This is a genomic window from Klebsiella sp. WP3-W18-ESBL-02, assembly GCF_014168815.1.
GTDB classification, from domain to species: domain Bacteria; phylum Pseudomonadota; class Gammaproteobacteria; order Enterobacterales; family Enterobacteriaceae; genus Kluyvera; species Kluyvera ascorbata_B.
On the sequence record NZ_AP021972.1, the window covers coordinates 790,981 to 804,186 of the forward strand.

General features: G+C 54.5%; 10 protein-coding genes. 7 read left to right on the forward strand and 3 right to left on the reverse strand.

Annotated elements, in window-relative coordinates:
• The first annotated feature begins 56 nt into the window (after positions 1 to 56).
• From H7R56_RS03870 to H7R56_RS03895, 6 genes are all read left to right on the forward strand, one after another.
• Complete coding sequence (locus H7R56_RS03870) at positions 57 to 596, forward strand: type 1 fimbrial minor subunit FimI (RefSeq protein ID WP_106929743.1); 540 nt, start codon at positions 57 to 59, stop codon at positions 594 to 596.
• 59 nt (positions 597 to 655) lie between these two features.
• A complete protein-coding gene (locus tag H7R56_RS03875; RefSeq protein ID WP_181358036.1) occupies positions 656 to 1,342 on the forward strand; it encodes a fimbria/pilus periplasmic chaperone in 687 nt (228 codons plus the stop codon).
• Between the two features lie 73 nt (positions 1,343 to 1,415).
• Positions 1,416 to 4,052, forward strand: coding sequence for a fimbrial biogenesis usher protein (locus tag H7R56_RS03880; RefSeq protein ID WP_106929745.1), 2,637 nt, complete (start codon positions 1,416 to 1,418; stop codon positions 4,050 to 4,052).
• A gap of 10 nt (positions 4,053 to 4,062) precedes the next feature.
• Positions 4,063 to 4,590, forward strand: coding sequence for a type 1 fimbrial adaptor subunit FimF (locus H7R56_RS03885; RefSeq protein WP_106929747.1), 528 nt, complete (start codon positions 4,063 to 4,065; stop codon positions 4,588 to 4,590).
• Between the two features lie 12 nt (positions 4,591 to 4,602).
• Entirely contained in the window at positions 4,603 to 5,106 is a 504-nt protein-coding gene (locus tag H7R56_RS03890) for a type 1 fimbrial minor subunit FimG (protein WP_106929749.1), read from the forward strand.
• A 16-nt stretch (positions 5,107 to 5,122) separates the two neighbouring features.
• Positions 5,123 to 6,028, forward strand: coding sequence for a fimbrial protein (locus tag H7R56_RS03895; RefSeq protein ID WP_106929751.1), 906 nt, complete (start codon positions 5,123 to 5,125; stop codon positions 6,026 to 6,028).
• 214 nt (positions 6,029 to 6,242) lie between these two features.
• On the opposite strand, the gene H7R56_RS03900 is transcribed toward H7R56_RS03895, so the two are convergent.
• The 3 genes from H7R56_RS03900 to H7R56_RS03910 all read right to left on the reverse strand — a co-directional run bounded on the left by H7R56_RS03900 (position 6,243) and on the right by H7R56_RS03910 (position 11,220).
• Positions 6,243 to 7,604: a TolC family outer membrane protein gene (locus H7R56_RS03900; protein ID WP_413782711.1), complete on the reverse strand. Its 1,362-nt coding sequence runs from the start codon at positions 7,602 to 7,604 to the stop codon at positions 6,243 to 6,245.
• A gap of 78 nt (positions 7,605 to 7,682) precedes the next feature.
• Positions 7,683 to 9,044 carry an HlyD family type I secretion periplasmic adaptor subunit gene (locus H7R56_RS03905; protein ID WP_182928518.1) on the reverse strand — a complete coding sequence of 454 codons (1,362 nt, stop codon included), beginning with the start codon at positions 9,042 to 9,044 and terminating at the stop codon, positions 7,683 to 7,685.
• Positions 9,031 to 11,220: a type I secretion system permease/ATPase gene (locus H7R56_RS03910; protein WP_106929757.1), complete on the reverse strand. Its 2,190-nt coding sequence runs from the start codon at positions 11,218 to 11,220 to the stop codon at positions 9,031 to 9,033. Before H7R56_RS03910 ends, H7R56_RS03905 begins: the two co-directional genes overlap by 14 nt.
• Before the next feature lie 676 nt (positions 11,221 to 11,896).
• Between H7R56_RS03910 and H7R56_RS03915 the strand changes: the two genes are divergently transcribed.
• A complete protein-coding gene (locus H7R56_RS03915) occupies positions 11,897 to 13,171 on the forward strand; it encodes an IS4-like element ISApu2 family transposase (RefSeq protein WP_171269952.1) in 1,275 nt (424 codons plus the stop codon).
• Positions 13,172 to 13,206: the final 35 nt, after the last annotated feature.

The following is a 13,206-nucleotide window of genomic DNA, read 5'->3' on the forward strand; positions in this document are numbered from 1 at the left end:
GGATGCTGACCGGGCCAGGATGGCTCGCTATTGGTAAAGGAACAGAGGTGATAACCATGCAATGGATGAAATGGGGACTGCTGATTTTTCTGCTGCCTACCGTCACCCTGGCCGGGAATCGCTGGAACGTCACGCTGCCTGGCGGAAGTATGCGGTTTCAGGGCGTTGTTATCGCCGAAGCCTGTAGCGTCGCGGCAAGTGACCGCATGATGACGGTGACCATGGGGCAAATCAGCAGCCATCGTTTTCACGCCGTAGGTGAAGAATCCAGGCCGATTGCGTTTGATATTCATCTGGAAGATTGCAGTACGGAAGTCAGCCAGCGCGTGGGCGTGTCGTTTCAGGGCGTCGCCGACGGTAAAGATCCCAACATTCTCTCGGTAGGTGAGGGCGCGGGGATCGCCACCGGTATTGGCATTGCGCTGTTTGATGACCAGGGCGGCTCCATCCCGCTCAATCAGGCTCCGGTTCGCTGGACCAAACTCAACGACGGACCGACGACGCTGCATTTTGTGGCGAAATATCGCTCGACCGATCGTCAGGTTGTGGGGGGCACGGCCAACGCACAGGCCTGGTTCGCTCTGACCTACGAGTAATTAACCGAATACAGGATATGACGGTGAGTACAACAAGGGTAAACATGAAAATAACGTTGATGATGCGTGGCCTGCTGGTGGCGGCGCTGCTGATGGCCGCAAGCGGGCTGGTTTCCCGTGCGCAGGCCGGCGTTGCGCTGGGCGCCACTCGGGTCATCTACCCGGCGGGGCAGAAGCAGGTGCCGCTGGCGGTAACCAACACCGACGATAGCAGCACGTATCTGATCCAGTCATGGGTGGAAAACGCCGCTGGCGCGAAAGACGGGCGCTTTGTCGTTACGCCGCCGCTGTTTGCCATGCAGGGTAAAAAAGAGAACACCCTGCGCATTCTTGATGCCACGAATAATCAGCTACCGCAGGACCGTGAGAGCCTGTTCTGGATGAACGTGAAGGCCATTCCGGCGATGGATAAATCAAAACTCAGCGATAACACGCTGCAGCTGGCGATTATCAGCCGTATAAAGCTCTATTACCGCCCGGCCAAACTGGCTATGCCGCCGGAGCAGGCTGCGGAAAAACTGACGTTTCGCCGCGATGCCGGCACGCTGACGCTTATCAACCCCACGCCTTACTACCTGACGGTGACCGATTTGAATGCCGGAACGCGGGTGCTGGAAAATGCGCTGGTGCCGCCGATGGGGGAAACACGGGTCAAAATACCGGCAGATGCAGGTGGTGAGATTACCTACCGAACTATTAATGACTATGGCGCACTGACGCCGCGCATGATCGGCGCGATGCGATAAGCCGCGAGAGCGTCTTCGTTTTCCCAGAACAGAATAATAACTGACGGCCGGGCGATGTCGAACCGGAGGGACTATGCCATATCTGAAATTTGGCCTCGACCATTTGGAGGCCCGTCGCTTGCGACAACTGGCGTCACGCTCGGTCAGCGCGCTTGCGCGGCTTCCGGTGGCTATTATGCTGGCGTCACCGACTTTTTTCGCCCAGGCGGAGCTGTATTTTAACCCCCGTTTTCTGGCCGACGATCCTGCCGCAGTAGCGGATCTCTCCGGTTTTGAGAAGGGGCAGGAACTGCCGCCGGGGACCTACCGCGTCGATATCTACCTGAACGATGGCTACATTACGACCCGTGATGTGACGTTCAACGCCGGCGAACACGGCCAGGGGCTGCTTGCCTGCCTGACGCGCAGCCAACTGGCCGCTATGGGGCTGAATACCGCGGCGGTCGGCGGCATGAGCGCGCTGGCGCCCGATGCCTGCGTGCCGCTGGCCGAAACGATTAAAGATGCAACTCAGCGCCTGGACGTAGGCCAGCAGCGGCTGTATCTGACCATTCCGCAGGCCTTTATGGGCAACCGTGCGCGCGGCTATATTCCGCCGGAGCAGTGGGATGACGGGATTACCGCCGGGTTGTTGAACTACAACTTTACCGGCAATAACGTGCATAACACGGTCGGCGGCAGCAGCCAGTACGCCTATTTAAACCTGCAAAGCGGGCTTAACGCGGGCGCGTGGCGGCTGCGCGACAACAGTACCTGGAGCTACAGCAGCGGCGGCAGCGGTTCGAGCAATCAGAACAAATGGCAGCACATTAACACCTGGGTTGAGCGCGATATTCGAGCGCTGCGCTCGCGTTTGACGCTTGGCGACAGCTATACCAACGGCGACATTTTCGACGGCATTAACTTCCGCGGTGCACAGCTGGCTTCTGATGACAATATGCTGCCGGATAGCCAGAAAGGCTTTGCGCCGGTTATCCACGGTATTGCCCGCGGCACGGCGCAGGTGTCTATCAAACAAAACGGCTATGAGATTTACCACAGCACGGTGCCGCCTGGCCCTTTCACCATTAACGATCTCTATGCCGCAGGCAACGGCGGTGACCTGCAGGTCACCATTAAGGAAGCGGATGGCAGCAGCCAGAATTTCAGCGTGCCGTACTCTTCGGTGCCGGTGCTACAGCGTGAAGGCCGCACGCGCTATGCCCTGACCGCCGGGGAATATCGCAGCGGCAACGATCAGCAGGAAGAGCCGACGTTTTTTCAAAGCACGATACTGCACGGGATGGCGGCAGGGTGGACGCTGTATGGCGGCACCCAACTGGCGGACCGCTATCGCGCCGTTAACGTCGGGGTCGGTAAAAACATGGGCGATCTGGGCGCGCTGTCGGTGGATATCACCCAGGCGAACGCCACGCTGCCCGACGACAGCCGACAGCAGGGTCAATCGGTTCGTTTTCTGTACAACAAATCGCTCAGCGATCTGGGCACCAATATCCAGCTGGTGGGCTACCGTTATTCCACCCGTGGCTACTATAGCTTCGCGGATACCACCTATCAGCGGATGAGCGGCCACAGCGTTGAAACCGAAGATGGTCCGGTCTACGTGAAGCCAAAATTCACCGACTATTACAACCTGGCCTACAGCAAACGCGGCAGGTTACAGGCGAGCATCACCCAGCAGTTGGGGCGTACCGCCACGCTTTATGTGAGCGGCAGCCACCAGACCTACTGGGGAACCGGCAATGCGGATGAACAGTTTCAGGTTGGCCTGAACACGGCGGTTAACGACATCAACTGGACGCTGAGCTACAGCCGCACTAAAAACGCCTGGCAGGAAGGCCGGGATCAGATGCTGGCGATTAACGTCAATATTCCGTTCAGCCACTGGCTGCGTTCAGACAGCCAGTCCGCCTGGCGGCACGCCAGCGCTAGCTACAGCATGTCGGACGATCTTAATGGGCGAATGAGCAACCTCGCGGGGCTGTACGGCACGATGCTGGAGGGGAATAACCTGAGCTACAGCGTGCAGACCGGCTATGCGGGCGGCGGGGATAGCAGCAGCGGCAGCACCGGCTACGCCTCGTTGAACTATCGCGGCGGCTACGGCAACGCCAACGTCGGCTACAGCCGCAGCGACGGCATCAAACAGCTCTATTACGGCATGAGTGGCGGCGTACTGGCTCACGCCAATGGGATTACGCTGAGCCAGCCGCTGAACGACACCGTCGTGCTGATTCGCGCCCCGGGTGCGGAAGGCACAAAAGTGGAAAATCAGACCGGGGTACGTACCGACTGGCGTGGCTATGCGGTGCTGCCGTACGCCACTGAATACCGGGAAAACCGCGTGGCGCTGGATACCAACTCGCTGGCGGATAACGTCGATCTGGACGATGCGGTGGTCAGCGTTGTGCCGACTCATGGCGCGATTGTCCGCGCGGAATTTAAAACCCATGTCGGTATGAAGCTGCTGATGACGCTCACCTACGACGGTAAAGCCGTGCCGTTTGGCGCGATGGTGACTTCAGACAGCAACCAGAACGGTAGCATCGTCGCCGATAACGGCCTTGTGTACCTGAGCGGGATGCCGCTTGCCGGAAAGGTACGGGTCAAATGGGGTGACGGTGCGAACGGCAGCTGCACGGCGGACTACCGCCTGCCAGCCGATAGTCAGCAGCAGCCGTTAGTTCAGCTATCGGCCGTGTGCCGCTAAGGAAAGGAAGATGAGGAAACCCCAGTACTGGCTGAGCGCCATTTTCGCGCTGGCCGCTGCGAACGCGTATGCCGCCGATAGCACGATCACCATCAGCGGCAACGTCAGGGATAACGGCTGCGCCGTCGCCGGTGAATCCAAAGACTTTACCGTCGACCTGATGAACAACGCGGCTAAGCAGTTCAGCACGGTAGGTGCGACCACGCCAGCCGTTCCGTTTCGCATTGTGCTTTCCCCCTGCGGCGGCGCGGTGAGCGCGGTGAAGGTGGGTTTTGTTGGGGTAGCCGACGCTGAAAACACCCGGTTGTTGAAGGTGGATGGTGGAACATCAGCCGCGGCGGGGATGGGGATTGAAATCCTCGATGGGCAGCAGACCACGCTGCCGCTTAATGCGGCGTCTTCTGCGATTGCCTGGACCACGCTGACCCCCGGCCAGACCAATACGCTGAACTTTTATGCCCGCCTGATGGCCACGCAGCTCCCGATTACGCCGGGCCACGTGAATGCCACGGCGACGTTCACTCTTGAATTTCAGTAAGCGGAGGCGCTGATGAAACGCACCTGTTACAGCTGGCTGCTGGCGGTATCGCTGGTGACGGCTTCTCCAACGCTGTTGGCCGCCGATGTGACCATTACCGTCAACGGTAAAGTGGTGGCGAAACCGTGTACGGTTTCAACCAGCAATGCGGCCGTTGAGCTCGGCGATTTGTATACCTTCAGTTTAATGTCGGCGGGATCGTCCTCCGCCTGGCACAGCGTCGCGCTGGAGCTGAGCAACTGTCCGGTGGGAACGTCGCGGGTAACCGCCAGCTTCAGCGGCACCGCTGATGCCACCGGCTATTACCAGAATCAGGGTACCGCCCGTAACATCCAGCTTGAGCTACAGGATAACGGAGGCAATACGTTGAATACCGGGACCAGTACGGCAGTGCAGGTGGATGAGTCATCACAGTCCGCGCGTTTTCCGCTGCAGGTGAGGGCGCTGTCGGTAAACGGCGGTGCCACCCAGGGAACTATCCAGGCGGTGATTAACGTTACCTATACCTACGCCTGACCAGGAGAAGAGAGTCATGAAAAAAGCGATAACCCTGCTGACGACGCTGCTGCTGGCCGTTTGGTCTGTGAATGCCTGGTCGTTTGCCTGTAAGACCGCCAGCGGGGCGACGATCCCTATCGGTGGCGGCAGCGCTGACGTTTACGTCGACCTTGCGCCCGCGGTGAACGTCGGGCAAAACCTGGTGGTCGATCTCTCCACGCAGATCTTTTGCCATAACGACTACCCGGAGACCATCACTGACTACGTCACCCTCCAGCGCGGATCGGCCTACGGCGGCGTGTTGTCGAGCTTCTCTGGCACCGTGAAGTACAACGGCAGCAACTATCCGTTTCCGACCACCAGTGAAACCTCGCGCATTATCTACAACTCGAGAACCGATCAGCCGTGGCCAACCGTTCTGTACCTGACGCCGATTAGCTCTGCGGGCGGCGTGGCGATCACCTCCGGGACGCTGATCGCGATTCTGATCCTGCGTCAGACCAACAACAAAAACGGCGATGACTTCCAGTTCGTCTGGAACATTTACGCCAAAAATAATGTGGTGGTGCCCACGGGCGGCTGCGACGTTTCTGCGCGTAACGTGACGGTTACGCTGCCCGACTACCCGGGCTCAACGGCGATTCCGCTGACGGTGTACTGTGCGCAGAGCCAGAAGCTGGCCTATTACCTCACGGGGACAACGGCGGACTCCGCCAACTCGATTTTTACCAATACCGCGACCGCCTCTCCGGCGCAGGGCATTGGCGTGCAGCTCACCCGCAACGGTAACATTGTTCCAACCAATAGCACGGTGTCGCTTGGTACGGTCAGCACGTCGGCGGTCAGCCTGGGCCTGACGGCTAACTACGCGCGAACCAGCGGCCAGGTGACGGCGGGCAACGTGCAGTCAATTATTGGGGTGACGTTTGTTTATCAGTAGCTTAGGGTAACTTCCCTGGCAAGGGGCGGGAAGGTTTGGGCGGCGAGGGAACACGATCGTGATGGGATCGTGTTCCCTTTTTGATATACGCGCTGTTTGTGCCTGTAAAGAAAGATGAATACCGTGCGTTTGCGAGCGGTGAGTATGCCCATGCGCGGTTGCTGGGCGAAAGCCACCTTCTAAGAAGGTGGCCTTTTACTCATCAACCCAATCGCTATCTCAGCTTAGGGAGATCGCTGTGTGCGGATGATGGGGATTTTGCCGTTTCAATGGGTTGTGCGGCTGATGGTGCCTGGACGTTAAGCTGCTTTAACAGATCGCCAATGCGCGCATTGATACGGTAAGTTGTGAACATTTCGACAAACTGCATTTCGACATAGCGGCGCTGGGCGTTGAACACTTCGTTTTCACTGTCCAGCATATCCAGCAGGCTACGCTCGCCAATGCTGAACTGCTCCTGATAGGCAGTGCGTACCACGGCGCTGCGCTCGGCATAGTCTTTGGCGATAGGCACCTGCTGTTTGGCATTTCGCCAGGCGTTCCAGGACAGACGCAGTTCTTCGTCCAACTGACGCAGAGCGTTACGTTTAACATCCTGCGCTTCCTGCATTTTGTAGGCATAAGAAGAGAGCTGCGCTTTATCGCTGCCGCCGTTAAACAGGTTGTAGCGCATTCTCAGCATGGCCTGCCACTCTTGATCGTGACCGCGCGTACCGTCAATGTTGTTATCCATCCGACGGCCAAGGTCGATATCAACGCTCGGGTAAAAGCGGGATTTCGCCGCTTCATACTGCTGACGCGTTGCTTCTACGTCCGCATCGGCCTGCTTTAACAGCGGGCTGTTTTCCAGCATTTGCTTATGTGCTTCGGCCTGGGTCGCCGGAATGTTGGTTGCCATTGGCATGGATAGCCCGGTAGCCTCTCTACCCACCACGCTAAAGTAGTTTGCCTGCGCATCTTCCAGGTTGGTCTGTTCGGTCAGCAGGTTGTTTCTCGCTTGCGCCAGACGCGCCTGAGCCTGTTCATAATCCGCCTTGCGCCCTACTCCCTGCTGGGTGCGTAAGCGTATCTGGTCGAACACGCGCTCATGGCTTTTCAGGTTATCTTCCGCCAGCTTCACCATACGCTGGCGCATCAGCACATCCAGGTAACTCTGGATGGCGTTCAGAGCGGTAACTTCACTTGTGTTCAGCACCGAATAAGCACGGGAGTTAACGGTCGCCCTTTGGCGATCAACTTCACTGGTCGTGGCAAAACCGTTAAACACGTTTTGGCTCAGGTTGATACTCGACTCGCTGCGGTGCAGATTACGTCGGTGATCGTTTGCGGCGCGGGTGCTGGAGTTATCCGTCTGTTCCCAACCGGTCCCTGCAGAGAGATTTAAGGTTGGTAAAAAGCCGCCTCTCGCCGCACGGAGATCTTCATCCGCAGAGTAGCGGCTGTTCACCGAGGCGCTCACCTGTGGATGCCACAGCAAACTCTCTTTTACCGCCTGTTCCAGCGACACGGCGCTGGCCGTGTGCGAAAACAGTAAGGGTAATGAAATACCGGTCAGGGCCAGAATATGTTTGCTCATCATTTCGTCCTTTTATTAATTTCCCTTTTGCCGCCATACGGCAGCATTAACTTTTTGATGTTTCCTGAATGTGCAGGATTACCGCTCACGCAGCGCTTCTGCTTTTGCGCGTAAAATCGGCTTGAGCAGATAACTCAACACGGTCTTTTGCCCGGTAATAATGTCGACTGAGACAACCATGCCAGGAATAATCAATAACGGTTTATCTTCACTTCCTAGATAATTGCGATCGGTTCTGAGGCGAATTTGATAAAAACTCCGCCCTTCGTTATCGGTGATGGTATCAGCGCTAATATGCTCTAAAGAGCCTTTCAAACCGCCGTAGATGGTGTAGTCATAGGCAGTAAATTTAATCATCGCTTTTTGCCCCGGGTGCAAAAATGCAATGTCCTGCGGCCGTATTTTTGCCTCAACTAGCAGGCTGTCATCAAGCGGGACAATTTCAACCAGCTCACTGCCGGGCTGAATGACACCGCCGATGGTGGTCACCAGCATTTGCTGGATAACGCCACGCACCGGCGATGTGACCAATGTACGGTTGACCCGATCCTCAATTGCTTTACCGCTGGCTTCAATTTTTGTCAGATTGGTGCGCGCTTCATTGAGCTGCCCCAGCATTTCACTGCGATAGCGACCCCGTGATTCTGCGATTTTATTTTCTATTTCCTTAATTGCCGACAGGGCTCGAGGAATAGCAAGCACGATGGAATCAAGTTGCCCACGCGTTTCAACTTCAGAGCGTCGAAGACGCAGAATTTCAACTTTTGAGATCGCACCGGCGCTGACTAACGGCTCCGACATTCTGACCTCTTGTTGAATCAGCCCCAGGCTGTGGCTGAACTGCTTTTTCTTCGCTTCAAAATCGAGATGCTCTTGTTTTTTTTGTGATAACTGCTCTTCCAGACCGGCTATTTCGCTGTTGAATTGCGCACGCTGCGTATTGAATAGCTCACGCTCACCGCTGGCAATGCCCGGCGCTTCACGCTCAATGTCTTCGCTAAGGACGAGGGGCTTATCCTCAATTTGCGCTTCCAGCCGCAAAATTTGCGCCATTAACGCGTAACGATCGGCTTCGCTTTCGCCGACGTTAGATTGAAAGCGGGTATCATCCAGCCTTAACAGGGGCTGCCCGGCTTCAACTATCTGCCCTTCATGAACGAAAATTTCAGACACAATGCCGCCTTCCATGTTCTGAATTTTTTGCAGCCGCGATGAAGGAATCGCTTTGCCTTCGCCTCGGGTAACCTCATCAATCTGCGCGTTAGCTGCCCAGACGATCAGCACAATAAAGAACGCCAGGCACGACCACAGCGTCGTCCGGGTGGAGCGAGAACCATTACCCATCACCAGGCCATTGATCCCATTAATGGTGAGATCGTTGTTGTTATCGCCAAATCCCAGCCAGTGCAGCAGTTTTTTCAGCCATTTATTGTGTCGCATGGATTTGCCCCTTCTTCAGTGCCGTCAGGACATTCTCCCTTGGACCATCCGCAATAATGCGTCCCCGGTCGATGATGATCAGCCTGTCGACAAGCGACAGCATCGACGCGCGATGCGTCACCAGCAGCATTGTGCGTCCCTTGCTTGACTCCATCAGCGCGCGGCGTACGGCATCTTCGGTGGTGTTATCCATCGAGCTCGTGGGTTCATCGAGTAACAGCACCGGAGGCTCAAGCAGCAGCGCACGCGCCAGCATTACCGCCTGGCGCTGGCCGCCCGAGAGATTCAGGCCGCGTTCGCCAACCTGCATGTTGTAACCGTCCGGATGTTTACGGGCAAACTCGTGCACGCCCGCCAGCTGAGCGGCCCGGAGCATAGCCTCTTTTTCCACATAGCTGGCCCCACAGAGCAAGTTGTCCCGCAATGTGCCGCTAAACAGGTGGATATCCTGCGGCCCGTAGCCAATGTTATGGCGGACATCGTTGACGTCAATTTGGTTGGAATCCATGCCATCGAGCAGGATTTCGCCGGAATCCGGCTGATAAAAGCCGACGAGCAGTTTGGCCAGTGAGCTTTTCCCTGAACCGCTGCGCCCGATGATGCCGACATGCTCGCCCGGGGTGATGGTGAAAGAGATGCCGTTGAGCGAGGGCCGCTTTTGGCCTGGATAGGTAAAGGTCACGTTCTGGAAGCTAATGCTGCCCAGCAGTTTTTCACGTGCGACGAGCGGACGATCGTCCTGGCGTTCCTGAGGCAGATCCATCATCTCCTCGGTGGTTTTCATCGTCATTCTCGCCTGCTGGTAACGGGTTACCAGCCCGCTGAGCTGTCCCATAGGTACCAGCGCGCGGCCATTGAGCATGTAGCAGGCGATAAGTCCTCCCATGCTGAGGTTGCCGTCAATAATCAGGTACACGCCCGCCACAATCATCGCAACGCCGGAGAACTGTTGTAACCATGAGGTGAAATTGATAGCCAGCGTGGAGAGCGTTTTTACCCGCAGCTCTTTTTTGCTCAGGGCCACTAGCGTGCTTTCCCACATGTGCTGGCGCTCGCTCTGCACATTGTTGACCTTGATTGCATCCAGCCCGCTAAGCGTTTCAATCAGCACCGCCTGGCGCTCCGAGGCCAGCTTCATGGTGTCATCAATGGTCTTGTTCAGTGGTTTCTGGATAGCCCAGCTCACTACTAGCGCTAAAGGAAATGCGACCAAAGGGATAAAGACCAGTGGCCCGCCGATAATGCCAATCACCAGCAACATCAGCAGCGTGAAGGGCATATCGATTAAGGTCGCCATGGTTAATGAAGAGAGGAAATCCCGCAGTGATTGGATCTCATGAATATTCTGGGCAAAGCTGCCCATCCGCGACGGGCGCGCTTTCATTGCCATCCCGGTGATGCGCTCAAACAGCGATGCCGAGACAATCATGTCGGTTTTCTTTCCGGCAATGTCCAGACAGCGCGTACGCAACGTTTTGAGCAACAGGTCGAATAAAAACGCGACCGTGATACCAATAGCCAGAACCCATAAGGTGGAGGTGGCCTGATTGGGCACGACGCGGTCGTAAACGTTCATCACGAACAGGGGCGTACATAAGGCAATGACATTAATCAGAAAGCTGGCGACAATCGCATCGACATACAGAAAGCGCGACAGTTTCAGCGTATCGCGAAACCAGGTTCGGGTGCGTGGCAGCAGCGTGGCTTTGGTTCTTTCGCTTTGGTGAATAGGTTGGATAAACAGCGTAACACCGGAGTACTCTTCCGCCAGCACCGCCCGATCGACCACGATCTCGCCGCCATTGGTGTCACCAGGCAGGATCCGCGCCTGCCCGTTCTCATTCCAGCCAAACAGCACCGCCGTGCGGTTATTTTTGAGGATGAGGATGGCCGGTAGTGATAACGCCGTGATTTTGCTCAGCTCACGTTTAAGCATCCGTACACGTAGCCCGGCACGCGCCGCAGCACGTGGAAAAATAGGCAGCGTCAGACGATTATTTTTCAGCGGCAGTCCCGCCGTAAGCGATACGCGGCTGGAGGCTTTTCCGTGCAGCGTACAAATGGCCATCAGGCTATCAAGAAGCGGATCATCACACAGCTCGCGCGGGTCAATTTTGATCTCTTCTTGTAATTCAATTACCTCATGCTCGCCTGGAGCAGGTGAATGTAGTGTCATACGTTATATCCTTAATAACAGACCCGGTTAAGGTAGTTAGCTCTTTCTCATCCGTAAATTCCGGGCAATGACGCAAAAGACATTACAATACTTATTGCTTACTCAAGTTACCAGATATGTTCACGGGAATCATTTATAATATCCTTCAATAATTCTTTATATTTATGACACGCAATAACAAATCATTATGGTTAGTAAATACCTATTAGAATAATGAATTAAGTGATAAAAAAATAAAACATACCATCGTATGTATAGCAATCACAAAAAACAAATAATGAAAAAATAAATAAATAAAATCAATAATTTGACTGAATTCTGCATTTAACGGGAAGTGAATCATGACAATCAGGGAACACTTGTTTTATTAATCCTGAATCTTAATTAAAACTGATGTTAAGGATTTGAAAAGAAATAAAAATAAAAGTGCATACAAAATAAATTCAGGGCGTTATTACAAATGCAAAAAAGGATATATATACTCGAAGAAAAAATAGCCATCATGATTACCACCTCACGAAATATACGTAATTAATCTTACAAAGATGATTAATAAGTAGATTGTATCTACTTACCATGTACAGGATCTTTAGCTACAACCAATTGAAATAGATAGAAAAAAGGCTTCGTTTGTGATCTGATTTAATCGCAAAAAAAAACCGACACGCCCGAAGCCATGACTATTATAAATGCAACCCAGTACCTCAAGCAACTTCTTAGCTCTTCTGAACTCAACCGGATCGGTAAATTTACCGGTTTTTGTCAGCGACTCCGGGATATCCAGCCTGCGAGACTACTCCCGGCTCTGCTCTCAGGGCTTGGTTGCGACAAGGTGGATGGTATTGCTGGTTTGCATCGCCATTTCAATGCGTTGCAGCTCCATGATACTGACCAAATAGCGTATAAACCCTTTCACAACCAGTTACGCAAGCAGGGTTTTCCCTTGTTCATGCGCGCACTGGTTGAACGAGCCATCGCCTTACGCCTCAAGGAGTGTCTACCGGACGCCCACGGACTGGCAGGCTTTGAGCAGGTACTGCTGCAGGACGGGTCGTCATTCGCGTTACATCCGCAATTGGCAGAACATTTCCCGGGCCGATTCAATAAGCACAGCCCCGCTGCGGTAGAGTGTCATATGACCATGTCCTTGCTGGACCAGTCGCCGATATCGATGAGTATCACGGCGGATACCGAATCGGAGCGCAAGCATCTTCCGGCCGCAAATTCGTTAAATAACAAACTGTTATTGGCGGATGCCGGTTACATCAGCCGCGAGTACTTTGCTGATGTGACCAAAGCCAAAGGAAGCTATCTGGTCAGAGGGAGTCAAAATCTCAATCCCAAAGTACAGGCAGCTTACCGACAGGACGGCAGGGAAATGCCCAAGTTACTCGGAAAAAAGCTCAAGGATATCGATCGGAGAAGCTGCAGAGCCGAGGTTCTGGATCTGGATGTGAGTTCGGGAAAGTATAAATATCGACTCATAAGACGTTGGTTTGCAGAGGAAAAACGGTTCTGTATATGGATGACCAATCTTCCGCGTGAGCGATGGCCAGCCGAGAAGGTGATGGCATTGTATCGTTGCCGTTGGCAGATCGAACTGTTGTTCAAAGAGCTGAAATCACATAACCGGTTGAAGGCGTTCGCGACACGACAAAAAGCGATAGCGGAAGGCTTGATCTGGGCTAGTTTGCTGGCCTTGCTGGTCAAACGTCGGCTGGCGCTGACGCTGATTGGCAGCGCGGAGTTATCGATGCTGAAGATTGCCAAAAACAGCGCGCTTTGGTTAATGCCGATATTGGCGAGCATCATCCATGGTGCGTGGCAGGAAATAACAGAGAAGTTGGAGTGGGCAATGGTGTATTTATCCAAAAACGGCAAAAAGAGTAGGCAGAGAAAATCCAAGAAAAACAACACGTTAGACGGTATTATTAATTCGCTTGCCGCTTAAGGTTCTGTACATGATCTACTTACTACCACGTAATT

Bases quoted from the DNA above. Each gene is read 5' to 3' on its own strand.
- H7R56_RS03910 (WP_106929757.1), bottom strand. From the start codon at position 11,220: ATGACACTACATTCACCTGCTCCAGGCGAGCATGAGGTAATTGAATTA.
- H7R56_RS03900 (WP_413782711.1), bottom strand. From the start codon at position 7,604: ATGAGCAAACATATTCTGGCCCTGACCGGTATTTCATTACCCTTACTG.
- H7R56_RS03905 (WP_182928518.1), bottom strand. From the start codon at position 9,044: ATGCGACACAATAAATGGCTGAAAAAACTGCTGCACTGGCTGGGATTT.
- H7R56_RS03875 (WP_181358036.1), top strand. From the start codon at position 656: ATGATGCGTGGCCTGCTGGTGGCGGCGCTGCTGATGGCCGCAAGCGGG.
- H7R56_RS03880 (WP_106929745.1), top strand. From the start codon at position 1,416: ATGCCATATCTGAAATTTGGCCTCGACCATTTGGAGGCCCGTCGCTTG.
- H7R56_RS03890 (WP_106929749.1), top strand. From the start codon at position 4,603: ATGAAACGCACCTGTTACAGCTGGCTGCTGGCGGTATCGCTGGTGACG.
- H7R56_RS03870 (WP_106929743.1), top strand. From the start codon at position 57: ATGCAATGGATGAAATGGGGACTGCTGATTTTTCTGCTGCCTACCGTC.
- H7R56_RS03885 (WP_106929747.1), top strand. From the start codon at position 4,063: ATGAGGAAACCCCAGTACTGGCTGAGCGCCATTTTCGCGCTGGCCGCT.
- H7R56_RS03915 (WP_171269952.1), top strand. From the start codon at position 11,897: ATGACTATTATAAATGCAACCCAGTACCTCAAGCAACTTCTTAGCTCT.
- H7R56_RS03895 (WP_106929751.1), top strand. From the start codon at position 5,123: ATGAAAAAAGCGATAACCCTGCTGACGACGCTGCTGCTGGCCGTTTGG.